The sequence below is a fragment of the Streptomyces dryopteridis genome (assembly GCF_049606955.1).
Lineage (GTDB): Bacteria > Actinomycetota > Actinomycetes > Streptomycetales > Streptomycetaceae > Streptomyces.
The window spans coordinates 387,907-413,294 of the sequence record NZ_CP187113.1 but is presented as its reverse complement, the minus strand read 5'-3'; the positions used below and the strand labels follow the sequence as shown (position 1 = coordinate 413,294).

General features: G+C 75.9%; 22 protein-coding genes. 14 read left to right on the top strand and 8 right to left on the bottom strand.

The window, feature by feature from the left end; genetic code table 11:
• Nucleotides 1–39: 39 nt before the first annotated feature.
• Entirely contained in the window at nucleotides 40–1,524 is a 1,485-nt protein-coding gene (locus tag ACN20G_RS01645; RefSeq protein ID WP_424210890.1) for a hypothetical protein, read from the bottom strand.
• A gap of 20 nt (nucleotides 1,525–1,544) precedes the next feature.
• Complete coding sequence (locus ACN20G_RS01640) at nucleotides 1,545–3,023, bottom strand: lipase family protein (RefSeq protein WP_424210889.1); 1,479 nt, start codon at nucleotides 3,021–3,023, stop codon at nucleotides 1,545–1,547.
• Nucleotides 3,024–3,383: 360 nt separating this feature from the next.
• On the opposite strand from ACN20G_RS01640, the gene ACN20G_RS01635 reads away from it, so the two are divergent.
• The gene (locus ACN20G_RS01635; protein WP_424210888.1) at nucleotides 3,384–4,124 is read left to right on the top strand and encodes an SDR family NAD(P)-dependent oxidoreductase; all 741 of its coding nucleotides are present in this window, start codon (nucleotides 3,384–3,386) and stop codon (nucleotides 4,122–4,124) included.
• A gap of 33 nt (nucleotides 4,125–4,157) precedes the next feature.
• On the opposite strand, the gene ACN20G_RS01630 is transcribed toward ACN20G_RS01635, so the two are convergent.
• A complete protein-coding gene (locus ACN20G_RS01630) occupies nucleotides 4,158–4,559 on the bottom strand; it encodes a DUF1992 domain-containing protein (RefSeq protein WP_424210887.1) in 402 nt (133 codons plus the stop codon).
• 349 nt (nucleotides 4,560–4,908) lie between these two features.
• On the opposite strand from ACN20G_RS01630, the gene ACN20G_RS01625 reads away from it, so the two are divergent.
• The 4 genes from ACN20G_RS01625 (at nucleotide 4,909) to ACN20G_RS01610 (ending at nucleotide 8,945) form a co-directional block, all read left to right on the top strand.
• On the top strand, nucleotides 4,909–7,434 hold the full coding sequence (locus ACN20G_RS01625) for a hypothetical protein (RefSeq protein WP_424210886.1): 2,526 nt from the start codon (nucleotides 4,909–4,911) through the stop codon (nucleotides 7,432–7,434).
• A gap of 245 nt (nucleotides 7,435–7,679) precedes the next feature.
• Nucleotides 7,680–8,057, top strand: a complete 378-nt coding sequence (locus tag ACN20G_RS01620; RefSeq protein WP_424210885.1) for a hypothetical protein — start codon at nucleotides 7,680–7,682, stop codon at nucleotides 8,055–8,057.
• A 97-nt stretch (nucleotides 8,058–8,154) separates the two neighbouring features.
• Nucleotides 8,155–8,577 (top strand): aspartate 1-decarboxylase, encoded by a 423-nt coding sequence (gene panD / locus ACN20G_RS01615; RefSeq protein WP_424210884.1) that lies wholly within the window; start codon nucleotides 8,155–8,157, stop codon nucleotides 8,575–8,577.
• Between the two features lie 20 nt (nucleotides 8,578–8,597).
• Nucleotides 8,598–8,945 (top strand): GNAT family N-acetyltransferase, encoded by a 348-nt coding sequence (locus ACN20G_RS01610; RefSeq protein ID WP_424210883.1) that lies wholly within the window; start codon nucleotides 8,598–8,600, stop codon nucleotides 8,943–8,945.
• Nucleotides 8,946–9,274: 329 nt separating this feature from the next.
• Here the strand turns inward: ACN20G_RS01610 and gndA are convergent, their stop codons facing one another.
• Complete coding sequence (gene gndA / locus ACN20G_RS01605) at nucleotides 9,275–10,723, bottom strand: NADP-dependent phosphogluconate dehydrogenase (RefSeq protein WP_424210882.1); 1,449 nt, start codon at nucleotides 10,721–10,723, stop codon at nucleotides 9,275–9,277.
• A 185-nt stretch (nucleotides 10,724–10,908) separates the two neighbouring features.
• On the opposite strand from gndA, the gene ACN20G_RS01600 reads away from it, so the two are divergent.
• The gene (locus tag ACN20G_RS01600; protein WP_424210881.1) at nucleotides 10,909–12,300 is read left to right on the top strand and encodes a transglycosylase family protein; all 1,392 of its coding nucleotides are present in this window, start codon (nucleotides 10,909–10,911) and stop codon (nucleotides 12,298–12,300) included.
• An 81-nt stretch (nucleotides 12,301–12,381) separates the two neighbouring features.
• Here the strand turns inward: ACN20G_RS01600 and ACN20G_RS01595 are convergent, their stop codons facing one another.
• On the bottom strand, nucleotides 12,382–13,191 hold the full coding sequence (locus ACN20G_RS01595; RefSeq protein ID WP_424210880.1) for a carbonic anhydrase: 810 nt from the start codon (nucleotides 13,189–13,191) through the stop codon (nucleotides 12,382–12,384).
• Nucleotides 13,192–13,367: 176 nt separating this feature from the next.
• Between ACN20G_RS01595 and ACN20G_RS01590 the strand changes: the two genes are divergently transcribed.
• The 3 genes from ACN20G_RS01590 (at nucleotide 13,368) to ACN20G_RS01580 (ending at nucleotide 16,662) form a co-directional block, all read left to right on the top strand.
• Nucleotides 13,368–14,903 carry an SDR family NAD(P)-dependent oxidoreductase gene (locus tag ACN20G_RS01590; RefSeq protein ID WP_424210879.1) on the top strand — a complete coding sequence of 512 codons (1,536 nt, stop codon included), beginning with the start codon at nucleotides 13,368–13,370 and terminating at the stop codon, nucleotides 14,901–14,903.
• Nucleotides 14,904–15,301: 398 nt separating this feature from the next.
• Nucleotides 15,302–15,487 carry a hypothetical protein gene (locus tag ACN20G_RS01585; protein WP_424210878.1) on the top strand — a complete coding sequence of 62 codons (186 nt, stop codon included), beginning with the start codon at nucleotides 15,302–15,304 and terminating at the stop codon, nucleotides 15,485–15,487.
• Nucleotides 15,488–15,660: 173 nt separating this feature from the next.
• Nucleotides 15,661–16,662 carry an SDR family oxidoreductase gene (locus tag ACN20G_RS01580; protein ID WP_424210877.1) on the top strand — a complete coding sequence of 334 codons (1,002 nt, stop codon included), beginning with the start codon at nucleotides 15,661–15,663 and terminating at the stop codon, nucleotides 16,660–16,662.
• Nucleotides 16,663–16,720: 58 nt separating this feature from the next.
• On the opposite strand, the gene ACN20G_RS01575 is transcribed toward ACN20G_RS01580, so the two are convergent.
• Entirely contained in the window at nucleotides 16,721–17,320 is a 600-nt protein-coding gene (locus tag ACN20G_RS01575; RefSeq protein ID WP_424210876.1) for a DUF1990 family protein, read from the bottom strand.
• A 241-nt stretch (nucleotides 17,321–17,561) separates the two neighbouring features.
• On the opposite strand from ACN20G_RS01575, the gene ACN20G_RS01570 reads away from it, so the two are divergent.
• The 4 genes from ACN20G_RS01570 to ACN20G_RS01555 all read left to right on the top strand — a co-directional run bounded on the left by ACN20G_RS01570 (nucleotide 17,562) and on the right by ACN20G_RS01555 (nucleotide 22,298).
• On the top strand, nucleotides 17,562–18,791 hold the full coding sequence (locus ACN20G_RS01570; RefSeq protein ID WP_424210875.1) for a DUF6777 domain-containing protein: 1,230 nt from the start codon (nucleotides 17,562–17,564) through the stop codon (nucleotides 18,789–18,791).
• Between the two features lie 25 nt (nucleotides 18,792–18,816).
• A complete protein-coding gene (locus ACN20G_RS01565) occupies nucleotides 18,817–20,889 on the top strand; it encodes a SpoIIE family protein phosphatase (RefSeq protein WP_424210874.1) in 2,073 nt (690 codons plus the stop codon).
• A 65-nt stretch (nucleotides 20,890–20,954) separates the two neighbouring features.
• Nucleotides 20,955–21,818 (top strand): Fpg/Nei family DNA glycosylase, encoded by an 864-nt coding sequence (locus ACN20G_RS01560; RefSeq protein WP_424210873.1) that lies wholly within the window; start codon nucleotides 20,955–20,957, stop codon nucleotides 21,816–21,818.
• Between the two features lie 54 nt (nucleotides 21,819–21,872).
• Nucleotides 21,873–22,298 carry a hypothetical protein gene (locus tag ACN20G_RS01555; RefSeq protein WP_424210872.1) on the top strand — a complete coding sequence of 142 codons (426 nt, stop codon included), beginning with the start codon at nucleotides 21,873–21,875 and terminating at the stop codon, nucleotides 22,296–22,298.
• Between the two features lie 24 nt (nucleotides 22,299–22,322).
• On the opposite strand, the gene ACN20G_RS01550 is transcribed toward ACN20G_RS01555, so the two are convergent.
• Together ACN20G_RS01550 and ACN20G_RS01545 are read right to left on the bottom strand one after the other, a co-directional pair.
• Nucleotides 22,323–22,817 (bottom strand): hypothetical protein, encoded by a 495-nt coding sequence (locus ACN20G_RS01550; RefSeq protein ID WP_424215327.1) that lies wholly within the window; start codon nucleotides 22,815–22,817, stop codon nucleotides 22,323–22,325.
• A gap of 318 nt (nucleotides 22,818–23,135) precedes the next feature.
• Nucleotides 23,136–23,705, bottom strand: coding sequence for a sigma-70 family RNA polymerase sigma factor (locus ACN20G_RS01545; protein WP_424210871.1), 570 nt, complete (start codon nucleotides 23,703–23,705; stop codon nucleotides 23,136–23,138).
• A 399-nt stretch (nucleotides 23,706–24,104) separates the two neighbouring features.
• Between ACN20G_RS01545 and ACN20G_RS01540 the strand changes: the two genes are divergently transcribed.
• Nucleotides 24,105–25,370, top strand: coding sequence for a CapA family protein (locus ACN20G_RS01540; RefSeq protein ID WP_424210870.1), 1,266 nt, complete (start codon nucleotides 24,105–24,107; stop codon nucleotides 25,368–25,370).
• Nucleotides 25,371–25,388: the final 18 nt, after the last annotated feature.

The window sequence follows — 25,388 nt, the reverse complement described above, 5'->3', positions numbered from 1 at the left end:
CGAGGTGGGGCGAGGGGCCGCCCCACCGCGGGCGGACGGTCAGTCGGTGAGGCGGTGGGCCGCGCGGCGCACGTCCTCGGCGGCGCGGGAGCAGCGGACCGCGTGGTCCAGGAGCGCCAGGCGTGCCCGCTCCCCGGCCTCGTCGGCGCTCCAGCCCGGGTGTTCGGCGCAGGCCGCGAGCCGGTCCGCGTGCCGCTCCAACCGCTCGGCCTCGGCCCGCGCCAGGATGCCGTGGGCCGCCGGCGACAGGGCCAGGGAACGGGCCGGGGGAGCGGCCGACCCGGCGGACAGCGCCTCGGCCGAGCCCTCGGGCCCCACCGCCTCGACCGGGGGCTCCCGGTCGGGCAGGGCGAGGACGAGATCGGCCGGGTCCAGCAGGGTCGGCGGTCGCCGCGGGTCCAGGGCCGGGGAGACGGCCAACGGGCGGGTGCGGGCGGCCACCGCGCGCACCAGTTCGGCGGCCACGCCGACCGCGATCCCGGCCGCCGCGCACGGCTCCGGCCCGCCGCACAGGGCCGTCGAGGCGGGATCGGCGGCCCCGTGGGCCACGCGCACCGCGGCCGGGTCCGTGCCCACCGGCCGCCCCGGGCGGTGCAGCACCTCCGCGCCCGCCGGGATCACCACCTCGCCCCACGGGAACGCCGTGCGCACCGGGTGCGCGACCCCGTCGAGCGGGGGCCACCAGAGCAGCGCCCGTTCCACCAGCCCTCGCGCCCCGGCCGTGTCCTCGGCCCGGCCGTGCCCGCCGGCGAGCAGGCCGAGGGCCTGCCAGGCGGTGCCCGCCGCGGCCTCCGAGACCAGGGCCAACAGGTGCGCCGTGCGCGGCAGTTCCGCCGGGTCCCCGCTCGTGAGGTACGGGGTGAGGCGACGGCGCAGGGCCGCCGCCCGGTCCGGGCCGCCCCGGTGCCCGAGGTCGGCCGCCGCCGCGAACACCACGTGCGTCAGCAGGGTGTCCTCGGCCGCCGCCTCGCCCACCACCAGCCGCCGCGCGAGCCGGTGCGCCTCCGCGCGCCACGCCTCCCACCCCACCGTGGCGTCCCCCAGCCGCGCCGCCGACAGCGCCCGCGCGTGCGCCGCGAACCACGGCGCCCACGCCGGGTCCGAGACCTCCCGGTCCGCTCCGGCCGGCGGCGCGGCGTGCGCCGACAGGCCCCGCCGGCGCCCCGCCGCCGTCACCGCCACCGCCGGCCCCAGGGCCCCGGCCGCCGCCGCGTCCGCGAGCAGCCGGCCGCCCTCGTCGGCGTCCGCCGTCACCACGAAGCTCCCCGCCGGGGTCCGCAGGCTCACGGGCCGCCCGGCCCGCGCCCGCCCCGCCGGCGCGGGCAGCTCACGGCTGAGGGCGCGCGGCGAGAGCGCGGGCAGGCCCAGGGCGCGGGCCGGGGCCTCCGCCCAGGGCAGCCGCTCGGCGACCATCCGCGCCCCGGCCGCCAGGTGCTCCCAGGGCCACGCGGGGGCGGGCGGCCGGGTGGGGGCGGTGGCTGCCGGGCCCGCGTCGGCGGTCGGGTGCTCGGCGGTGCTGCTCATCGGTGGTTCTCTCCCTCAGCTCACTTGTCGCGCAGCAGATAGGTCTGGTTGCCGACGATCTCGCCGTCGTACAGCCGGATCAGGTCGTTGGTGGTGTCGCGGTGCCGGGCCATCTCCCCGCGCAGGGTGTCGGAGTACGCCTGCGGGGCGTGGGAGAGCGGGTAGTCGTAGGACTCGTCGAGCCAGGCCAGCTCCACCCAGCCGGCCGGCAGGTCGTGGGGGGAGGCGGGGCCGCGGCCGTCGAGCATCGGGATCACGTCGTGGTTGTTGACGAGGCTGATGACGCGGGTGGTGTGGTCGGCGGGCCGTTTGCCGTCGATGGGGGAGCCCACGGCGATGACGTGCGTGATCCGGTACTCGGCGGCGACCTCGGGGTCGGAGGCCAGGTTCATGGCGGTGAGCCCGCCCAGGCTGTGGCCCACGAACATGACCTCGGCGCCGGCGGGCACCCCGGCCCGGCGCAGCAGCTTGCGGGCGGCCCGGGTGTAGGTGGTGTCGGTGCGCAGGCAGCCGTCGAAGGCGCCGACGAGGTCCTGGGGGGTGCTGTTGCTGAGCAGGGCGAAGCTGGTGCCGGGCAGCAGCAGCACCCATCGGGTCACGCCGTCCGCGCACTCCACCTCGCGCAGCAGCACCAGCCCGTGGTTGCCGAGGGCGCCGATGTCGTTGACGTAGCTGACCACGTCGTTGCGGGAGCCGGCCAGCACCTTGGCCAGGATCGGGTCCGGGTCGGTGCGTTCGGCGCGGCCGGGGCCGGGGTTGAGGAAGCCCAGCAGGGAGCTGGGCAGGCCGAGGAAGGGGTCGGTGGTGGGGATGCCGCCGGCGAGGGTGACCCAGGAGAAGGCGTCGTTGACGGGGTTCTCGTCGAGGAGGCCCAGCAGGGCGCACAGCTCCATGATCACGGGGCTGACGGTGGTCAGCGCGCGGGTCACGCCGAGGCGTTCGACGAGCGCGGCCAGCGCGCGCAGGGCCTCCAGGCGGTCGCCGGCGGTCATCGCGTCGGTCAGCCGACGGGCGTGCGGGGACTCCAGGTTGGGGTGGTCGGCGGCGGCCGCCCGGATCCGCAGCGCGAACGCGTCCACGGCCATGGCCACGGCCGCCGGTCGCCGTCGGGTCACGTTCCCGACCGCGCGGGCCAGTTCGCCGACCGCCCCGCCGTTGGCGCCGAAGCCGAGACCGGCCGGGTTGCTGAGGGCGCGGGCGCAGGAGAACGCGGCGCCGACGGCCCACGCGGGATCGCGCAGGGCGGCGAGCAGGGCGCGCGGGCCGGTCAGGGCGCCGGTGAGTTCGGCGGCGGCGCGACGGGCGGAGAGGGCGGCGTCGGCGAGCAGGACGGAGGCGGCGAGCAGCAGTTCGGGGTCGGTGCGCGCGGGACGCCCGGCCCGGGTCCCGCGGTCGGCGCCGGCGGGGCTCGCGGGGCCCGGGACCACCGGTCTGACGCGGTCCTTCGGGGCGGGTCCGGAACGTCGCGTGCTCGCCGTGTCGGTCGACTGGGGTGTCACGGGCCTCCCTCTCGTCCCGGCCGGGGCGGACGCTCCGGCCGGCTCGCTGTCGGTGCGCGCATGCTCGCACCGTGTGACGGGTGGTGCGCGAGGGGCGGTCGATCGGATCGTCGGACCGGCGCGCGGCCGGTCGGAGGAACGGGGACACCGGTTCGCGCCGGCCCTCCCGCCCGCGGTCGGCGGTGGGGTGACGGGGGAGAGGGGAGGGAGGTCTCGGGCCGTCACCCTTCGCGGGGGTGACGACCGGGGCGACTCTTTGACACCACCCCCTATTATTCCGTCATGCGGAAAAACGATTCCGTTGGGTGGAGGTATGCTCGCGGGGCGCGGCCCGCCGGGGGCCGCTCAGGGGAGGCAGACATGACCGAAAAGCGTGTGGCGCTCGTCACCGGATCCTCGTCCGGCATCGGCGCCGCCATCGCCCGCCGCTTCGCCGCCGCCGGCCTCAAGGTCGTGGTCAACTCCGCCCGCAGCCACGAGGCCGGCGCCCGACTCGCCGCCGAACTCCCCGACGCCGTCCACATCCCCGCCGACGTCTCCGACCCCGACGCCGCCCGCGCCCTCGTCGCCGACGCCGTCGCCCACCACGGCCGCCTCGACGTGCTCGTCAACAACGCCGGCACCACCCGCTTCATCCCCCTCGACGACCTCGACGCCGCCGACGCCGACGTGTGGCGCGACATCCTCGACGTGAACGTCATCGGCACCTGGCAGACCACCGTCGCGGCCGTCCCCCACCTGCGGGCGAGCGGCGACGGCAGCGTCCTCAACATCACCTCGGTCTCCGGCCGGCGCGCCATGGGCAGCTCGATCCCCTACGCCGTCAGCAAGGCCGCCCTCGACCACATGACCCGACTGCTCGCCTCCCGACTCGGCCCCGAGATCCGCGTCAACGCCCTCGCCCCCGGCCTCATCGACACCCCCTGGTACGCCGGCGAGGAAGAGGCGTGGAACGGCTCCCGCGACTGGATCGAGGCCAACACCCCGCTGCGCCGCGTCGGCACCCCCGAGGACGTGGCCGAGGCCGCCCTCCACCTCGTCGACGCCCGCTACACCACCGGCGAGAGCCTCACCGTGGACGGCGGCCGGCACCTCGTCTGAGCGCGCCGCACCACCCGCCCGCGAGCGGCGCGCTCACCCAGCGCGCCGCTCCCGCCAGTCCGCCACCACCGCGTCCACGTCGAACACCGACAACCGCAACGGCGGCCCCTGCGGCGGTCGCCGCAGCGCCACCGCGATCCGCTCGTTCACCTCGGTCAGGATCTCCCGCACCCGCCGCTCCGACGGGGCAGCGAGCGCCGCCGCCAACGCGTCCTCCGCGTCCTTGCGCAACGCGATCGCCGGCGGCAGCGGCGAGAAACCCTCCCGCCGCAACTTGTCCCGGATCCACCACATCTCGTCGTACGGCGCGTCCAGCGAGGCCAAGGGCTTGCCGAAGCCCGGAAGACTCCGGAAATCGCCGCGCTCGTCGGCCTCCCGGATCTGACGATCGGCCCAGAACTCCGGACTCACACCCGGCGGCTTCCGCTCCGTCACGAACCCTCCCGCGCTCCGTCGGCACCGGCCCGCACGGACCGGCCGCACGTCCACCCTACGCCCGCGTCCTCACCCTCACGGGTCGGGGTAACCTCGGCACGAGAGAGCGGGAAGGCGACGTGATGCGGGTGACGACGGTGGGACCGGAACGGGCCGGGGACAGGGCCCGACCTCGGGTTCACGCCCTCCCGCGCCCCGCCCCCACCCGCGCCCGCCCGGACCGTCCCGCCGGCCCCGGCCCGCGCGCCCGCTCGGCCCTCCCGCCGAGCCCCGGACCCGCGGCCGTCACCCCAGACCCGTACCCGCCGCGTCCCACGGGCGCGGCCCGCACCCTCCCGGAGGTGGCGGCGTGACCGCGACCGCGATCGTGTCCATCCAGTCCGTCACCACCACCGCAGATCTGGTGGCGCGGTGGCCCGAGGAGACCGGCGGGGCACAGCTGCGGCACCTCCTCGTCCTCGGACCCGACGCCGACCGGCCCACGCCGACGACCCACCTCGCCCGCGCCCTCGGCGCCCACGTGGCCCTCCTCGGCGACGTCGGCCCCGACGCCGCCGCCCCGGCCCGCCCCGACGGAGCCCACCTGCACGGCCGCGCCGCCGGCCCCGGCGCCTTCCGCCCCCACCTCACCCTGCTCCTGGGCGACGCCGCCTGCCGCGTCGCGATCGGCCCCGACGGCGCCCCCCGCACGCTCCTCGCCACCGACGACGGTGCCTCCCACCCCCTCCTCGCCGACCTCGCCGACTGGCTGGAAACCCTCCCCGACACCGTCGCCCTCGCGCCCTGGTGGGCCGAGCACCTGCGCGGCCTCGCCGAAGCCCTCGTCGAACTCCACTGCGCCGCCCCCGACACCACCCCCACCGGCCCCGAGGTCCGCCTCGCCCCCGCCCCGGCCGGCACGTGCGCCCTCGTCGTCGACACCGGCGACGGGCCCGCCGCCCCGGCCGACCCGGCCGCGCCCGCCGACCGCCCCGCCGGCGGCGAAGCCCCCGTCACCCTGCTCGCCGCCCGCGTGCGGGACGGGCACGCGGAGATCGTCCTCGGCCCCCGGCCCGCCGACGCCGAGATCGAGATCGAGATCGCGGACGCCGTCGCGGCAGGCACCCCCGACACCTGGCGCACCCTCGGCGCGATCCCCGCGCCCCAGCGCACGGCCGCCCTGAGCCTGCCCGAACCCGAGCCCGCGGCCGGCACCCGGATCCGCGCGATCGGCCTGCTCGCCGACGCCACCCTGGTCACCTCCACCCCCACCCCCCTCGACACCCCGACCCCCCACTCCCGCCCCACACCCCCGGCGCCGGCGCCCACACCCCCCGCCGCGACACGACCGGCACCCGGCCCCCAGACACCCGTCGCCCCGGCCCCGACGCCCTCGGCACCCACGCCCGTCACCGCTGCCGCCCCGGCCCCGAAGCCCGCAACGACGGCCTCCACCCTCGAGGCCCCGACCCCCGTCGTGACGCCCCCCGCGCCCGTGACGCCCACCGTGCTGGCCCCCGCCCCGGCACCCGTGTCGAAGGCCCCCGAGCCGACGACCCCCGTCGCCGCCGTGACGGCCCCCGCGCTCGACGCCCGCACCGCCCCGGCCCCGGCACCCGCCGTGACGGCCCCCGCGCCCGTGACGCCCCCCGCCCCGGCCCCGGCCCCGGCCCCCGCCGGGAACGCGGCCGACGCCGCCCAAGCCCCGGCCGCGGCGGTCACGGCGCCTCCGGCGCCCACGGCGGAGCCCGCGGCCGGCGGATCGCACCCGATCGCCGCGCACACCGCCGACCGGCTCGGCACCGACCCCGAGGCCGGCCGTCGCTTCGCCCGGGAACTGCTCCTCCTCCTCGAAGACCGCACCGCCGACCCGGCGGCCCCGATCCCGGACCACACCGCCCGCCGCCGCGTGCTCGGCGCGGACCTGGCCGACCTCCTCGACGGCCACCGCGCGCCCACCACGCCCCCGGTCGTCGGCGACGCCGACCGCGAGGCCGGCCGGGCCTGGCTGACCGACCTGATCCACCACCTCACCGCCCCCGCCCCGACCTCGGGCGACGACCCCGCGCCCGGCCCCTGGGCCCTGCCCGCGACCCTCCTCACCGGCACCCTCTACCTGCGCCTGCTCGCCGGCGGCCTCTGGGAGGAGACCGACCGCGACTGGCACGCCCTGGGCGCGGACCTCGTGCACGCCCTCGCCGCCCTCCCCGTCCCCGACTCGGACCGGGCCCGCGTCGACGCCGTGATCGCCGCCCACACCGCCCTCCTCGCCCTCCACACCGACATCGAGGGTCCCGAGGCCGGCCCCCAGGCCCGCGCCCTGTGGCAGGCCGCCCGCCCGGCCGCCGCCCGCGCCGAACCCGCCGACGCCGCCGACCTGTGCCTGCCCGCCGCCCGGCACGGCGCCCCCGTGCTCACCCCGGCCGACGTGAGCGCCCTGGTGGCCCGTGCCGACGCCGTCGCCGACCCGGTCGGTCAGGCCCGTCGCGCCCTGTCCGAGGCCGGCCTCGACGCCACCTACGAGGACGGCGTCTGGGAACTCACCGGCGAGTTCGGCAACCCCCAGGCCCCCTGCGCGAAGGCGGTCACGATCGTCTCCGGCCTCCCCGACGACCTCTGGCCCGGCCCTGTCCTGGTCCGAGCCCGCGGCAGCCGGATGCCCTGCTTCATGGCCTGGCACCGCCCGGTCCTGATCCGCCAGGTGGGCCGCGTGTGGACCTCGTTCCGGATCCCCGCCCCCGGCACCCCGGCGGCCACCTTCGTCGGCATCGGCACCCCCCGCCCCACCGCCCAGGGCCCCACGGCCGCCGCCGAACTCGGAGACCTCCTCACCCTGGCCGGCCTCGACCCGGCCACGGTCTTCATCCGCCTCAAGGGCCTCCCCCAACACACCTGAGCGAAGGTTGCCCACAGCGGCGCCCGGCGAGGCCGAGCCACGGACAAGTGGTCCGCCGGCGGGACGAATTGCCGTCCCGACAAGGAAAAGTGACCACTCGTCACGCACCGGTGCCTGAATTACGATGAATTCCTCCGCGCGTGTCGGCGGGCCGTGCCCGCCGACATCTCGCGCCGTCGTCGAATTCCTCGCGTGATCGAAGAGGGGTGTCCATGGTCCTGCGAGCAGGCCGTGCCGGGATTCTCGTGGGTGCGGGAATTCTGGCCTTGGCGGGTTGTTCCTCGGACGACGAGGCCGACCGCCCCGACTCCTCGTCCGGCAGGCCCGGCCCCATCGTCACGCCCACGGCCGCGCCGGCCGAGGGAGCGGCGCCGGCCGAGCGGTACAAGAAGTCCGGCGGGCAGACCGACGTGTACAGCGTCGAGACCCGCGTCACCCCCGACGGCGACCCCCTCGTCATCGTCCGGAGTCGAGAGGCCAGGGGCGAGAACTTCGAGGAATTGGACCGTTCACTCATCCGCTTTCTCAAGAGCGAGGGCCTGATCGCCCCGAAGAACGGATACCTGCTGGACGTCTTCGGCCCGGAGGGCAAAATCAAGCACCGCTGGGACACCACCCCCTGATCCCATGGCCCTTCGGCGCCATCGAACGTCGGTGTAGAGTGCGGGACGCCCTTGACCCGCAAAAGCGGGCAGGGAGCCGTCTTTTGGGAGTGATCTCGTGCTGCGCACCATGTTCAAGTCGAAGATTCATCGGGCCACCGTGACCCAGGCCGATCTGCATTACGTCGGGTCCGTCACCGTGGACGTCGAGTTGCTCGAGGCCGCCGATCTGTTGCCCGGGGAGCTTGTCCACATCGTGGACATCACCAACGGGGCCCGGCTGGAGACCTACGTCATCGAGGGGGAGCGGGGGTCCGGGGTGATCGGGATCAACGGGGCCGCGGCCCACCTCGTGCACCCCGGGGACCTCGTGATCCTCATCAGTTACGCGCAGGTCGAGGACGCCGAGGCGCGTGCGCTCGTGCCGCGCGTCGTGCACGTGGACGCGGACAATCGGATCGTGGAACTCGGCGCGGACCCCTCCGCGCCGGTTCCCGACACCGAGCAGCGGCGTTCGCCCCACGCGGTCGCCGCCGTCTGAGCCGAGGGAGGGCGGGGCCGATGTCGGTCACCATCAGGGACGAGCGGGCCGCCGGCCGGTTGTGGGCCGTGGACGAGGCCGTGGTCGTCGGCCACATCGCCTGCTTCACCCGCACGGCGGAACCCGGGGCGGGGGCGGTCGTCGTCGTGCACACCGTCGTCGAGCCCGGGCACGAGGGGCGGGGGATCGCGGGTTCGCTCGTGCGGTTCCTGTACGACCTGGCGGCGCGGGAGGGCGTGCCCGTCGTGCCGCTGTGCCCCTACGCCGCCGCCTGGGCCGAGAAGCACCCGGACCTGGCGCCCGCCGCGCCCCCCGAGGTGGTCGCGGCGGCGAAGGCGCAGCTCGCGGGGGATCCCTCGCTCTGGTGAGGGCCGTCGCGGCCGGGCGCGCGTAGTGCCCGGGATCGGGGGAAGGTGGGACGCATGGTGCGAGACATCGAATCGACCCAGCCCCCGCCGACCGGACCCGATCCCGTGCCGGCCCCGCCCGGACCCGTCCCCGGCCCGGCGCCCGATCCCGTACCGGGACCGGGCCCGTGGCCGGACCCGACGCCGACCCCGCCGGGGCCGGTGCCGGAGCCCGACCCCGTCCCGCCGCCGCCCGGCCCCGCGCCCGTGCCCCAGCCCGGCCCCCTCGGGCGAGCCGGCTAGCACGAGCGCCGGCCGGCCCGGCTTCCGTCGGGCCGGCTCGGGGTCGGTCAGGCCGTGTCGGTGCGGACTTCCGTGCGGTCCTGGCTCCAGCGGGTGTGGTACGAGCCCTCGCGGTCCACGCGCCGGTAGGTGTGGGCGCCGAAGTAGTCGCGCTGGCCCTGGGTCAGCGCCGCCGGCAGCCGCTCGGTGCGCAGCGCGTCGTAGTACGCGAGCGAGGCCGCGAAGGCCGGCACCGGCACGCCCCGGACCACGGCCGTGGCCAGGACCTCGCGCCACGCGTCCTGGGCCGAGCCGATCTCCCGGGCGAAGCCCTCGTCCGCGAGCAGGCTCGGCAGGTCGGGACGGGCGTCGTAGGCGGCCTTGATGCGGTCGAGGAACGCCGCGCGAATGATGCACCCGCCGCGCCACAGCGAGGCGATGGCGCCCGGGTCCACGTTCCAGTCGTACTCCTCGCTGCCCGCGCGGATCTGGTGGAAGCCCTGGGTGTAGGAGACGATCTTCGACGCGTACAGGGCCTGCTCCACCCGCTCCGCGAAGGCGTCCGCCTCGGCGCCCGAGAGGGCGGCCGGGGTGGGGCCGGGCAGGTCGTGGGAGGCGGCGCGCAGCGCGGTGTGGCCCGAGACGGAACGGGCGAAGACGGCCTCGGCGATGCCGGAGACCGGGACGCCGAGGTCGAGGGCGATCTGCACCGTCCAGCGGCCGGTGCCCTTCTGCTCGGCGGCGTCGGCGACCACGTCCACGAACGGGCGGCCGGTCTCGGGGTCCACGTGCGCGAGGACCTCGGCGGTGATCTCGATCAGGTACGAGTCCAACCGGCCCCGGTTCCAGGTGCGGAAGGTCTCGGCGATCCGCGCCGGGTCGTAGCCCGCGACCTCGCGCAGCAGGTGGTACGCCTCGGCGATGAGCTGCATGTCGGCGTACTCGATGCCGTTGTGCACCATCTTGACGAAGTGTCCGGCGCCGTCGGGCCCCACGTGCGAGGTGCACGGGGTGCCGTCCTCGGCCTTCGCCGCGATCCGCTCCAGCATCGGGCCCAGCGAGGTCCAGGACTCGGACGAGCCGCCCGGCATGATGCTCGGGCCGAGCAGCGCGCCCTCCTCGCCGCCCGAGATGCCCACGCCCACGAAGTGCAGGCCGCGCTCGCGCAGTTCGCGCTCGCGGCGCCGGGTGTCGGCGAAGTGGGCGTTGCCGCCGTCGATAATGACGTCGCCCTCCTCCAACAGCGGGGCGAACTCCTCGATCACGGCGTCGGTGGCCTCCCCGGCCTTCACCATGACGACCAGTCGACGGGGCCGCTCCAGCGAGGCCACGAACTCCTCGGCGGACTCGGCCGGGACGAAGGCGCCCTCGTGGCCGAATTCCTCCACCAGGGCCTTGGTCTTGGCCGCGGTGCGGTTGTGGACGGCGACGGTGAATCCGTTGCGGGCGAAGTTGCGGGCCAGGTTGCTGCCCATCACCGCCAGCCCGGTGACGCCGATCTGGGCCTTGCTGCTCATGCTCGTGCTCCGAGTGCCTCGATTGCGGGGGACAAGCGGCACGTTACTCCGACAAAGGGTGCGAACGTCGAGTCACGCGCTCCCGAGTGTCAACTTCCGCATCCGTGCGCTCTGTTGTTCCCCTTGTCATGCTCCGGCTCTGACGTTAGCTTGACCGGTTGTCCGCGACTGTCGAGGGGGAACCCATGGGTGAACGGGGTCGGCACCGCCGCCCACAGACCGGTGCGACCAACCGTGCGGCCCTGGCCGTCACGGCGTCCGGCGCGGGCCTCGCCCTGCCGTTCGTCGCCGCCGGAAGCGCCGGAGCGGCCACGATCGACACGTGGGACGCCGTGGCCTCCTGCGAATCCGACAACAACTGGCAGATCAACTCCGGCAACGGCTTCTACGGCGGCCTCCAGTTCACCCAGAGCACCTGGCGCGAGTACGGCGGCACCGTCTACGCCGCCCGCGCCGACCTGGCCACCAAGTCCCAACAGGTCGCCGTCGCCGAGAAAGTCCTCAAGGGGCAGGGTCCCGGGGCCTGGCCGATCTGCTCCAAGAAGGCCGGCCTCGCGCGCGGCGGCCCCGCGCCCGATCTGGAGGGACGCACCCAGGTCGGAGCCGGCACGCCCAAGGCCACGCCGTCGGCCAAACCCTCCGCGAGCGCGAGTCCGCGCGCGAGCGCCACGCCCACGCCCAAGCCCAAGGTGACCCTCCGCGAGGAGCCGGCGCCCCGCAAGACCGCCACGCCCACCCCCACCGACACCACGGTGCTGCCCAACCCGTACGTCGTGGCCCCCGGCGACTCCCTCTCCGCCATCGCCGTGGACCAGCGGGTCGAGGGCGGCTGGCAGGCCCTGTACGAGACCAACCGGTCCACGGTCGGCGCCGACCCGAACCTGATCTTCCCGGGCCAGCGGCTCACCCTGCGGGTCACCATCGGCGGCAACGTCAAGGACGGGGGCGCGAGCCCCGGCAAGGGCGGCACCGGGGCCAAGCCCGGCACCGGCACGGGTACCGGGAGCGGGGCCAAGCCCACCCCCTCCGCGACCCCGAGCCCGAGCTCCACCCCGAGCCCCTCCGCGAGCGCGACGCCCAAGGCGAAGCCCAGCCCCACCGCCACCAAGAGCGCGACCCCCCGCGCCACCCCGACGAAGGAGCAGGTCAAGCCGCAGGGCGGCAGCTCCGCCGGCTGGGTCAGCCCGGTCGCCGACGAGTCCATCGGCACCGGCTACAAGGTCTCCGGCTCCCACTGGTCCAGCGGCTACCACACCGGCGTGGACTTCCCGGTCCCCACCGGCACCACCGTCCGCGCCGTGGGCCCCGGCACCGTGGTCACCGCCGGCTGGTCCGACGCCTACGGCTACCAGGTCGTCATCCGGCACGCCGACGGCCGCTACTCCCAGTACGCCCACCTCTCGGCCCTGTCCATCGGCTCCGGCCAGAGCGTGAGCGCCGGCCAACGACTCGGCCGCTCCGGGGCCACCGGCAACGTCACCGGCCCCCACCTGCACTTCGAGATCCGCACCGGTCCCGGCTACGGCTCCGACGTGAACCCGCTCTCCTATCTGCGCGGGCACGGCGTCGGCATCTGAGCCGTCCGCCCGCCGCCCGATCCACCCGTTCGGCGAGGGGGGCGCGACCGGCTCGCGTCGGTCGCGCCCCACCGCCCCGGCTCAGCCCGTGAACGTCACCCGGCCCGTGTCCAGGTCGAAGCGCGCCCCGACCACCCGGGCCCCGGCGAAGCCCCGGTCGGCGCGCAGCCGCGCGCAGGTCCGGTCCACGTTCTCCCGCACCGCCCGGTCCACCCACCCCTCCCCGTCCCCGTCCCCTTCCCCGTCGGTGCCGCGCGCCGCCCGGGCCGCCGGCGCCAGCGCCTCCACCACCCGGCCCGTGTGCCCGCCCACCCGCGTGCCGTCACGGACCCGGGCCACCGCCGCCGAGACGGCACCGCACCGTTCGTGCCCCAGCACCACCACGAGCGGGGCGCCCAGCTCGGTGATCCCGAACTCGACGCTGCCGAGCACCGCCTCGTCCACCGCGTGCCCGGCTGTGCGCACGCACACCAGATCGCCCAGGCCCACGTCGAAGACGTGCTCGGGCGGGACCCGCGAGTCCACGCAGCCCAGCACCACCGCGAACGGCCGCTGCGGACCGCCCGCCAGCGCCCGCCGGCGGGGCCCGTCCTCGTGCGGGTGCCGCTGTCGGCCGGTCGCGTAGCGCTCGTTGCCCTCGCGCAGCAGCCGCAGGGCCGTGCCCGCCCCGGTCCCGGGATCGGGCGCGCCGGCCTTCCCGTCCAGGCCCGCCGGACGCGGCGCCCCGGGGGTTCCGCGGGCGCCGAGGGCCGTGAGCGCCCCGGCCCGCCCGGTGCCCGCCCCCGGCAGCGGGACGCTCGCCGGTATCAGCGCGGACGCGACGACCGCCCCGGCCGCCCAGCCGGCCAGGCCCACGAGTCCGAACAGATTCCTGCGGGTACGCGTGTTCACGTTCCCTCCTTATCGTGACGAAGGGGTCGCCGTGAGTGAGGCGCACGGCGCCGGTTTGGTTCCCGACACGCCCCCTCCGTAAAGTTCCGCCTTTGGGGACTTCACGCGAGCCCCTCCCGCCGGCCGCCCGCACGGGCGCGCGCGGGTCGAAACCCGAGCCGAGGAACGCAGCAGCCATGACGGTGACCGAAGACCAGCCCGTGGGCGCGGACGCGGACGCGACGCCCGACGCGGCGGCCCCCGTGACCGCCGGAGGGGACGCGACCGGGGCGGACCTCGGTCCCGGCATCGACCCCGAACGGCTCGCCGTCTGCCTCGCCGTCCTCGACGAACTCGACACGATCGACGTGGACCACCCCGACGCGATCGCCGTGCGCCGCGCCACCGCCGGGATCTACCGGACGGTGAAGCAGCGCCGCCGGCAGGAGCGCCGGGCCGCGAAGACCATGCACGACAAGAACGTCACCGAGGCCACCGCCACCGGCTCCGCCGAACGCATCGACGACGAGACCCAGGGCCTGGCGCTCACCACGGCCACCAAGGGCCCGATCGCCGGGATACTCCAGCGGCCCCGCTCCTGCTACGTGTGCAAGACGCGCTACGTCGAGGTCGACGCCTTCTACCACCAGCTCTGCCAGGACTGCGCGGCCTTCAACCGCGCCCGCCGCGAGGCCCGCACCGACCTGACCGGTCGCCGCGCGCTGCTGACCGGCGGCCGGGCCAAGATCGGCATGTACATCGGCCTGCGGCTGCTGCGCGACGGCGCCCACACCACCATCACCACCCGCTTCCCCAACGACGCGATCCGCCGGTTCAAGGCGATGCCCGACAGCCACGAGTGGCTGCACCGGCTGAAGATCGTCGGCATCGACCTGCGCGACCCGGCGCAGGTCGTCGCGCTCGCCGACTCGGTGGCCGCCGAGGGCCCGCTCGACATCCTCGTCAACAACGCCGCCCAGACCGTGCGCCGCTCCCCGGGCGCCTACAGCGAGCTGGTCGCCGCCGAGTCGGCCCCGCTGCCGGCCGGCGAGCTGCCCGCCGCCGAGGTCATCGGCACCTTCGGCTCCGGCGCCGTGGAGCGGGTCGCGGCCCTGCCGACCGGGCACGGCGAGAAGCTCAGCGCGCAGGACGTCACCGATCTGGCCCTGGTCTCCGGCTCCGCCTCCCTGGAGCGGATCGCGGCCGGCACCGCCATCGACGCCGGCGGGCTCGTGCCCGACCTGCACGACAGCAACAGCTGGGTGCAGACGGTGGACGAGGTGGACGCGGTCGAGCTGCTGGAGGTGCAGCTCTGCAACTCCACCGCCCCGTTCATCCTGATCAGCCGGCTGCGCGCCGCGATGAAGGCATCCCCGGCCGAGCGCCGCTACATCGTCAACGTCTCCGCGATGGAGGGCGTCTTCAGCCGCGGCTACAAGGGCGCCGGGCACCCGCACACCAACATGGCCAAGGCGGCCCTGAACATGCTCACGCGCACCAGCGCCCAGGAGATGTTCGAGCAGGACCGGATCCTGATGACCGCCGTGGACACCGGCTGGATCACCGACGAGCGGCCCCACCCGGACAAGATCCGTCTGGCGGAGGAGGGCTTCCACGCCCCCCTCGACCTGGTCGACGGCGCGGCCCGGGTCTACGACCCGATCGTGCGCGGCGAGCTGGGCGAGGACCTGTACGGCGTCTTCCTGAAGGACTATGCCCCCGGCAAATGGTGAGCCACCCGTGAGGGACGGGTGAACGTCTCCGCTTTTTTCGCGGCTTATCGGGCCGTTCGTGACGCTTCGCGGCGTCGCGGACGGCCCTTCGCGTTTCTCCCGGCGTGCGCGACAGCGCGTGATCGTGATCGGATGGTTCTGCGTGCGCGGGCGTGCCACGCCGTGGCGAAACGAAGAGAACACCCCGAAATTACCGCGCCACGGCGGTGTTTTTGCCTTCCCATCGAGCGGCACCCCGCTCATATGTGTACGCTGAAGGCCACGGACGGCCCCACCAAGGCCACGCTCCGTGTGCACAACGGCGCCACCGCGACCGGTTCCCCTTCACCTCTCCCGGCCCCGCGGGCCGGGCCCGGCGCGGTTCGCCCGACGGGTTACGCGACACAAAGGAGTGCGCGGTGACACCTGAACTGACCCATCCCGAGACCCCACCCACCGAGCGGCCCGACACGCGGCACCGGCATCCCCGGACCCGTCACGGGCAGCTCGGCAGCCTGGAGGTCTGGTCGCGGCTCGCCCCGATCCGGCTCGCCGGATACGAGGACGACCCGAACGAGTCGCACATCCTGCGCGGCATCGACTAGAACCCCCGGCCGACCACGCGGTGACGACGGTCCCGTCGCGAGGACGCGACGGGACCGTACCGACGTTCGCGCCCGGGCAGGACGCCCCGTGACCCGGCCGGGTACGCCGTGAGCGTGATCGCGGAGAGCGATCACGTCTTCCCGTCGTCGCCCCGGGCACCCAAGGTGGGCGCATGAAACTCCTCATCCTGGGCGGTACCGAATTCGTCGGACGCGCCGTCGCCGAGGCGGCGATGGCCCTGAACTGGGACGTGACGGTCTTCCACCGCGGCCGGCACCCCGCACCCGAGGGCGTGCGCGTCCTCATCGGCGACCGCGAGGCCCCCGACGGCCTGGCCGCGCTCGCCGCCGCGCCCGACCGCTGGGACCTCGTCGTCGACACCTGGGGCTTCGCGCCCAAGGCCGTCCGCGAGTCCGCCCGACTGCTCGCGGACCGGGCCGAGCGGTACGTGTACGTCTCCACCCGCTCCGTGTACTCCTGGCCGGTGACCCCGGGGCTGGGGGAGGAGCACCCCGTGGTCGAGGGCGACCCGGGCGCCGACTCGGTGGACTACGCCCCCGACAAGCGGGGCGCCGAACTGGCCGTCCTGGAGTCCTTCGGCGACCGGGCCGTCCTCGCCCGCGCCGGCCTGATCCTCGGCCCGTACGAGAACGTGGGCCGCCTGGCGTGGTGGCTGGAGCGGGTCTCGCGCGGCGGCCCCACCCTGGCCCCGGGCCGGCCGGACCAGCCGTTGCAGTACATCGACGTGCGCGACCTCGCCGACTGGATCCTGACGGCCGGGCCGAAGGTCGCCGGCGGCCCCTACGACCTGGTCGGCCCGCACGGGCACGCCACCATGGGCCAATTCCTCGACGCCTGCGCCGAGGCCACCGGTGCCCGGCCCGAGTGGCGTTGGATCGGGCCCGAGGCGATAGCCGCGGCCGGCATCGAACCGTGGACCGAGCTCCCGATCTGGCTGCCCGAGGGCGAGTTGGCCGACGGGATGTTCGGCGCGGACGTGACGCGCGCCCTCGACAGCGGGCTGAGCTGCCGCTCGATCGGCGAGACGGTCGCCGACACCTGGGCCTGGATGCGCTCGCTCCCCGGCCCGCCGCCGCAGCGCCCGGACCGGCCCCGCAAGGGTGTGCCGGCCGAGCGCGAAGCGGCGCTGCTGGCCGAACACGCGGCCGGCTGAGGGGAGTTCGCGCCGACGCCCCCGGCCCGTGTGGTGCGCGGTCGGGGGTGAGGGTGCGTCAGGCCGAGCGCACCCGGCGGTCCTTCGGGGCGGGGGAGGTGCGCGCCTCGACCGCCGCGTCGGCCGCGCCCTGGCGTGCCAGCCGTCGGAGCACCCGGCCGCAGTGCGCCGCGTACCGGCGCTGGAAGAAGGGGACGAGCGGGCCCGCGAGCCGGGTCCACCACGCCGCGGGCCGGCTGAACGCCAGCACCTCGAACCAGACCGTGTCGTCGGCGGCCAGGCTCACCACGAAAGCCTCCTCGCCGCACTCGGGGTGCCCCGGCAGCGAACCGTAGGCGAAGCCGATCCGGCGCGGCTCGTAGGCCGTCCAGACCACCTCGGTCGGGGCGTACAGGCCCACCGGGCCGATCCGCAGGCCCACCCCGACCCGTCCGCCCGGCCGGGCCGCCGCGTGGTCCGCCTCGATCGCCATGCCCATGGCCCGGTGCATCGCGTACGTGGTCAACGCCGTCCCGGCGGCCTCGAACACCGCCCGACCGGCGCCCAGGCGCGTGCGCCGGCGCAGGTGGTGGTAGCCGGAGGGGAGCGGGGTGCGGGCCGTGGCGCCGCGCTCCGGATAGGTGGGCACGGGGCGACCGGCGCCGGTGATGCGGGTCATGGGGCGGACTCCTTCGCTCCGCGGGGCCCCGGCGCGGGCCGCTCGGGCCCGTACCGGAGGTCGCCGAACCTCCCCCGTCGTTGAACGCGTTCAGGCGACGGGGCTCAGCCTACGCAGTGTTCTGAACATGTTCAACACTCTTCCGGGTCAGCCCCTCCGCCGAACGCACCCGCGCCGCTTGCGACCCGCCCGGGCGTCCGGCAGACAGGAGGCAACCAGCGGGCGAAAGGGAGAGCCGCACGTGGACGTTCCGAACCCGAACCACCGCCGGGCCGGCCGGCGCCGCCCCGGCTCCCGCGCCGCCCTGCTGACCCTCGTCGGCCTCGTCGCCGCCGCCTGCGGCGCGCCCGAGGCAGGGGTCCGCCCCGACGCCGAGAGCCGCGAGGTGCACCTGCGGCCCGTCGGCGAGGTCGGCCCCGAGCCCTTCACCGCCCCCGGCTCCGCCCTCGGCGAATCGGCCCCCCTCCAAGCACCCGTGCCCAACACCACCGGACGCGGGATCCGCACCCTCGGCGGCGCCACCCCCGGACTCTTCGGCGCCACCCGGGGCCGCGCCTCCTGCGACGTCGAGGCCCAACTGCGCAAGCTCACGGCCGACCGTGACACCGCCGCCGCCTTCGCCGCCGCCGCCGACCTCGACACCCGGGACCCCGCCGCCTTCCTGCGCGGCCTGACCCCCGTGGTCCTGCGCACCGACGTGCGCGTCACCGACCACCGACTGCGCGAGGGCCGACACGCCGTGCCCTACCAGGCCGTCCTCCAGGCCGGCAGCGCCGTCCTCGTGGACGCCCACGGCCTGCCCCGGGTCCGCTGCGCCTGCGGCAACCCCCTCCAACCGCCCCGCGCCCCGCGCGGCACCCCGATCGAACGCGGCGAACCCTGGACCGGCTACCGGCCCGAGCAGGTCGTCGTCATCGAACCCACCGTCGACCCCCGCCGCAGCCTGATCCTCGCCGACCTCGGCGACAACACCTGGCTCGAACGCCGGGTCGGCGACGGCGGCGCCCGCGACCGCACCCCGGCCGCGCCCCCCGCCCACAGCCCCACCGACCCCTACCCCGAGCACCCCGGCGGGGACGCCCCCGCCCTGCCCTGCCCCTCGCCGACCGCCGACGGACTCACCCGGATGGCCCCGCCCGCCGCCGGGCCCTGCGGGGGCACGCCGCCGCCCGGCGAACCCGAGTCCGAGCGCCGCACCGAACCGCGTACGAAGCCGAACGTCGAGCCGCCCCGCCCCGAGGCCCCCGCCCCCGAACCCCCCGCCCCGGAGCCCTTCGTCCCCGACGCGCCGCCCCCGGACCCCTTCGCCCCGTTCGACCCGGGCCCCCTCTTCCCCGACCCCTTCGGCCCCGGTGACCCTTACGGGCCCGACGCCTTCGGGCCCGGCGAGCCCGCCGTGCCCAGCGACCCCTACGCCCCCTACCTCCCCGAGGCCCCCGCCGGCGACGGGTTCGCACTGGAGAGCGCCTGAGGACCCCGTGTGTCATGGTGGAGCGGTGTCGAGCGCCGCTTCGCCGCCCGAGGACTGGCCGGCCCGCCCGGACCTCTCCCTCTCGCTCAACCGCATGGGCAGCTTCGACTGGGACCTGCTCAGCGGCCGGATGCACATGGACGCGGCCGGTCTCGCCGTCTTCGACGCCCGGCCCGAGGAGTACGACGGCCGGCCCGAGTCCCTGGCCGCCCGGCTGCCCACCGCCGAGGCCGGCCGACTCGACGCCCTCGTCGCGGAGGCCCTCAGGGGCGCCGGCGGCGAGTACGGCGCGTACTTCCGGATCCGCTGCCGCGACGAGACCCTGCGCTGGACCCACACCCAGGGCCGGGTCCTGCGCGACGAGGCCGGCCGGCCCTACCGGGTCATCGGGATCGTCCGGGACGCCACCGAGGAGCTCGGCCACTCCGCCGAACGCCTCGGCCTCGACGAGGAACGCCGCCGGCAGACCTCCGTGGTCGAGGCCACCACCGCGGCCCTCGCCCACGCCCGCACCGTCCGCGACGTGATCGACGCCCTCGGCGACCACCGCGGCCTGGAACGGCTGGGCTCCATGGGCATGGTCATGGGCCTGGTCGAGGCCGGCCGGATCCACCTCGTCGCCGAGGGGCCCGCCGGCAGCTTCGTCCCCGGCACCCGCTACACCCGGATCGACGAGCCCTACCCCATGAGCGCCGTGGTCCGCTCCCTCGAACCCGCCTTCATCGACTCGGCGGCCGAGTTCGCCGCCGACTACCCCGAACTGTGGGCCCGGATCAAGGGCATGCGGATCTCGGCCGCCGCCTACCTCCCGCTGATCGCCCAGGCCCGCCCGATCGGCGCGATCGGGCTGCTCTACCGCGACAAGGACGGCTTCACCCAGGAGGAACGCAACCTGCTCGTCGCCCTCGGCAGCAGCATCGCCCAGAGCCTCCAGCGCGCGATGCTCCTCGAACAGGAACACGAGATCGCCGAGGGCCTCCAGCAGGCCATGCTGCCGCGCCGCATCCCCGACGTGGCCGGCGCCCGGATCGCCGTCCGCTACCGCTCGGCCCGGATGGGCCGGGACATCGGCGGCGACTGGTACGACGTGATCCCGCTGCCCGGCGGTCGGGTGGGCGCCGTCATCGGCGACGTCCAGGGCCACGACACGCACGCCGCCGCCGTCATGGGGCAGCTGCGCATCGTGCTGCGCGCCTACGCCGCCGAAGGCCACGCACCGGCCACCGTCATCGCCCGCGCCTCCGTCTTCCTCGACGAACTCGACACCGACCGCTTCGCGACCTGCCTGTACGCCGAGGTCGACCTCGGCACCGGAGTGCTCCAACTGGTCCGGGCCGGCCACCTCGACCCACTGGTGCGCGGCCCCGACGGGGACTGCGGCCGGCTCCCCGTCGCCGGCGGCATGCCGCTGGGGCTCTCCGCCCGCTTCGGCCGGGCCGAGTACCCCGTCACGACCGTCGAACTCGACCCCGGCGCCACCCTCGTGCTCTGCACCGACGGCCTCGTCGAACACCCCGGCGCCGACCTCGACGAGGGCATCGACCGGCTCGTGCACCTCGTCCGCACCGGCCCCACCGACCTCGACCTCCTCGCCGACCGGCTGTGCGCCACCCTCGACGAACGCGGCGGCGACGACGACATGGCCCTGCTGCTCCTGCGCCGCGACCCCGAGGAGACCACCGGCACCCACGGCAGGCTGCGCCAACACGTGGCCCCCGGCGACCCTGAGGGCCTGGTCGCCGCCCGGCACATGATCGGCGCGGCGGTCCGGGCCTGGGGCGCGCGGGAACGGGCCGACGAGATCGAACTCGTCGCCGACGAACTCATCGTCAACGCGCTCGTGCACACCGAGGGCCCCGCGATCGTCACCCTGCGCACCCTGGCCGGGGCGGGACGGCGCCTGCGGGTCGAGGTCGAGGACCGCTCCAGCGCCCTGCCGCGCCGTCGGGAGGCCGGGGAGTCCGGGGTCTCGGGCCGCGGGCTGGCCCTGGTGGACCGGATCTCCGACGCGTGGGGTGTGGAAGCGCGCGGCTCCGGCAAGTGCGTGTGGTGCGAGTTCACGCTGGAGCGGCCGACCGGGGAACCGGACCGGCGCTGACCGGTCACGAGCGTTTCGCCCGGCGCCCGGTCGCGGGGCGGGCCGATCCCCGGCAGGCTGGAGCCATGCCGGAACTCCCCGAGGTCGAGGCCCTCGCCGAGCACCTGGCCGATCGGCTGGCCGGCCGATCGGCGGCGGGCGTCCGGGTCTGCGCGATCCAGGCCCTCAAGACCTTCGACCCGCCCGTCGAGGCCCTGATCGGGCTGCCCGCCGGACGCCCGGTCCGGCACGGGAAATTCCTCGACCTGCCCTTCGGGGACCTGCACCTGATCACCCACCTCGCCCGGGCCGGCTGGCTGCGCACCCACGACCGGATGTCCGCCCTGGCGACCCCCCGGCCCGGCACGGGCCCGCTCGCGTTCCGGCTCACGCTGGACGACGACAGCGGCTTCGACCTGACGGAGGCCGGCACCCGCAAAGGGCTGGCCGTGTACGTCGTGCGCGATCCCGCGCTCGTGCCCGGCATCGCCCGGCTCGGCCCCGACCCGCTGGCCCCCGGCTTCGACCTCCCCGCCTTCGCCGCGCTGCTCACCGGCGGACGCGGCCGGCTCAAGGGGGTGTTGCGCGACCAGAGCGTGCTGGCCGGCGTCGGCAACGCCTACAGCGACGAGGTGCTGCACGCCGCCCGGCTCTCCCCGTACAAGACGGCCGGGGCGCTGACCGAGGAGGAGGTGGCGGGCCTGTACGAGGCGCTGGTCGGCACCCTGCGCACGGCGGTGGAACGGGCCCGGGGCCACGCGGCGGGGGAGCTGAAGGCCGAGAAGCGCGGCGGCATGCGGGTGCACGGACGCACCGGCGAGCCCTGCCCGGTGTGCGGGGACACCGTGCGCGAGGTGTCCTTCGCGGACTCCTCGCTCCAGTACTGCCCCACCTGCCAGACCGGCGGCCGGCTCCTGGCGGACCGCCGGATGTCCCGGCTCCTGAAGTGAGCCCACCGGCCGTTACCGGCCGGCGCGGCCGAGACCCGACAGTAGACTGCGCCGGTGCCCGCAGATCCCCCCGACGCCCGGTCCCCCGACGCGTCCGCCGCCGCCGGGCCCGGGCCCCGGCGCGAGGTGGTGACCGGGGTGCCGCGAGGGGCGCGCGGTGGGGCGGGCGGACCGGCGCCGGCGCGTTCGGAGATCTCCGAGCAGACCGCGCTCGGCGCCACGTACGTGCGCGCGCTGATGCGCGGTCAACTGAGGGCGGCGCTCATCGCCTTGGCCGCGCTCGGCCTGCCCGTGCTCGCGCTGCCCCCGCTGTTCGTGTGGGCCTCCGGCGGTGAGGCGTGGGTGTGGCCGGTGTTGGGTCTGGCGGTGTACCCGCTGGTGTGGGTGATCGCGCGCCGGTACGTGCGGCGGGCCGAGCGCAACGAGGCCGATTTCGCCCGCCTCGTCGCCGAACCCGAGGGCGTGCCGCGCGAGCCCTGACCCGGCCCCGGTGGGAGCACCCGCTCAGAACAGGTGCATCGCGAGGTGCCCGAGCGGCAGGCCGAGTTGCCAGGCCGGGGTCCACACCCGGGCGCTCTCGTCCACCGCGCCGATCCCGGTCGGGTCGATCACCTCGTCGAGGAGGGCGCGGGTGGGGTCGGGATCGGTGTCCGGGCCCAGATCGGTGGCGAGGAGTTCGGTGCGGTCCAGCCAGCGCCAGGCGGTCTCGGCGAGGGCGAGGTCGGGATCGGGCACCCCGCGCGAGCGCTCCGCCTCCCGCAGTTCCAGGAAGCGGGTCTCCACCCAGTCCCGCCACGGGTGCCCGTAGGCGGTCAGCGAGAGCCACTCGTCCAGTTGGGAGACCACACGGATGCCGGACAGTTCCCCCGCCACGTCCGAGAGGTAGACGGTCAGGGCGAGGGTGTCGCGACCGGCGCGGAACTCCACGCTCCCGGCCGGGATCAGCCGACCGGTGCGCAGCAGCTCGTCCGCGATGTACTCGGCGTACAGCCAGGCCATGGGGACGGCGGGTCCGTCCCCCCGGGTGCCGTTCCCGCCGTCGGTGCCGTTCGAGCTCTCGGGCCGCACCCGATCCACCTTCTCCCGTGCCTGCCCGGCGTCGCGCCGGCCGTGTGCCGCGTGGGGTTTGGGCCCACGCGCCGTCGGGGACGAGACTTCCGGCAGTGTCCGCACGCCGGGGCGCGTTCACGGAATTTGACCGATTCCCACCCTTCTTCCCCCGGGTGTCCTCCGGCTGCTTCCGGGTGCGACCGGATTCGACCGGTCGGTCCGTTCACACGTGCCACCGCTCGCTCGTCCGCTCGCCGCGCGTGGCCCTCAGGCGGCGGGTCCGTAGCCGGGCAGGTCGCGGCGGAGCGCGCGCAGCGCGTAGTGGGTGCGGGATTTGACGGTGCCGGCCGGGATGCCCAGCTCGGCGGCGGCCTCCGCCACCGAACGGTCCCGGAAGTAGACCTGCACCAGGACCGCCCGGTGCTCCGGCCCCAGGCCGCCCAAGGCGCGCCGCACGTCGATGACGGTCACCGAACGGCCCGCCCCGTCCCCGGGCATCGGGGTGTGCTCCCAGCCGTCCGGCTCCACCTCGTGGGGGCGGGACAGCCGGGCCCGGCGGGCGTCGATGGCCAGCCGTCGGGCCACCGTGAACAGCCAGGGGCGCATCGAGCCGTGGGCCGTGTCCCAGACCTCGGGGTGCTGCCAGGCCCGCACCAGGGTCTCCTGGACCAGGTCCTCGGCGCGCTGGGAGTCGCCGGCCGTGAGGCCGAGGAGGAACCCGAACAGGGCCCGGCCGTGCTCGCGCTGGAGCCGGGCCACGGCGTCCTCGTCGGGAGGGCCGGGGGTGGGGGCGGACGCGGAGGCGGGGGAGAGTGCGAAGAGGGGGGAGGGGGGCACCGGGGGCTCCTTCCGTGATCGACGCGGACCGGATCGTCCGCCGGGGGACACCCTGATACGCCCCGGGCCCGCCCGGAACCGTCCGGGCCGGTTCCTGCGCCCAAGCGCCCGCGCGATCCGGCGGGCGGCTCGCGCGCGCGACGAACGGGCGCCCCGACGCGGTGAACGGTCGTCCGGCGCGCGGTGGGCGGGGGCCGGCGGGGGAGCGCGGAGCGTGTGCGCCGTGCGCGCCGGGCGGGTGGGGCCATCGGGTGGGATTCCGCCGGTGCCACGGATCCGTTCCTTGACTCGGGGCCTCGTGACGGATGAATTGCGAGATGACGAAACGTCAATGAGATCGTGTGATGATCCGCCCGGAGCCGGGTGTGACCTCCCGCGAGGCGAACGGAAGGTGCGAGGATGACGAGCCGTGACCCGGAGGTCCGTGCGACCCCCCGAACGAGTGAGGCGTCCACACGCCCCGTCAGCTGCACGGGCCCCGTCCGCACCGTCCGTCGCACAGCGCTCGGCGTCGCCTGCGCCCTGCTCGCCGGCGGCCTCCTCGCCGGCTGCTCCGGCGCCGGCGCCCCCGCCCGACTCGGCCCCTCCGGCGCGCCCGCCGCCTCGCCCACACCCCCCGCCGCCCGCGGCTTCACCCTCGTGGCGAGCGGGGACGTGCTGCCCCACGACTCCACCATCGCCCGCGCCCGCGCCGCCGCGGGCGGCGAGGGCTACGACTTCGCCCCCATGTACAGCGAGGTCAAACCCCTCATCGAGGGCGCCGACCTGGCCCTGTGCCACATGGAGACCGTCTACGGCGACGCCGACGGCCCCTTCACCGGCTACCCGGCCTTCGTCTCCCCGCCCCAGATCGCCGCCGGACTCAAGGCCACCGGCTACGACGGCTGCTCCACCGCCTCCAACCACACCCTCGACGACGGCGCCGACGGCATCCGCCGCACCCTCGACGCCTTCGACAAGGCCGGCCTCGGCCACGCCGGCTCCGCCCGCACCGCCGCCGAGGCCGCGAAACCGGCCACCTACCGCGCCGGCACCGCCACCGTCGCCCATCTGGCCTACACCTACGACACCAACGGCTACCCCCTCCCCGAGGGACAGCCCTGGGCCGTCAACACCATGCGCAAGGACAAGATCCTCGCCGACGCCCGCGCCGCCCGGAAGGCCGGCGCCGACGTGGTCCTCGTCAGCCTGCACTGGGGCAGCGAATGGGAGACCGAGGCCGACGAGACCCAGCTCGCCCTCGGCCGCGAACTGACCGCCGCCGCCACCGCCGGCCGCCCCGACGTGGACATGATCCTGGGCACCCACGCCCACGTCCCCCAGGCGTACGAGAAGGTCAACGGCACCTGGATCGTCTACGGCATGGGCGACCAGCTCGCCGGCCGGATGTCCAACCACACGGGCGCCTTCGACCCGCGCGGCAACCAGGGCTCCACCGCCCGCTTCACCTTCGCCCCGCCCGCCGCCCCCGGACAGCGCTGGCGGGTCACCAAGGCCGAGTACATCCCCACGCTCTCCGACAACGAGGCCGGGGAGATCGTCAACCTGCCCGCCGCCCTCGCCGCCGACCCCGACCGCGCCGACTACCGCGACACCCGCGACGCGATCTCCGAGGCCGTCCTCGGCCGCGGCGCCGCGAAGGACGGCCTCACCATGGGCCGCTGACCCCGCCCCGCCCCGGTG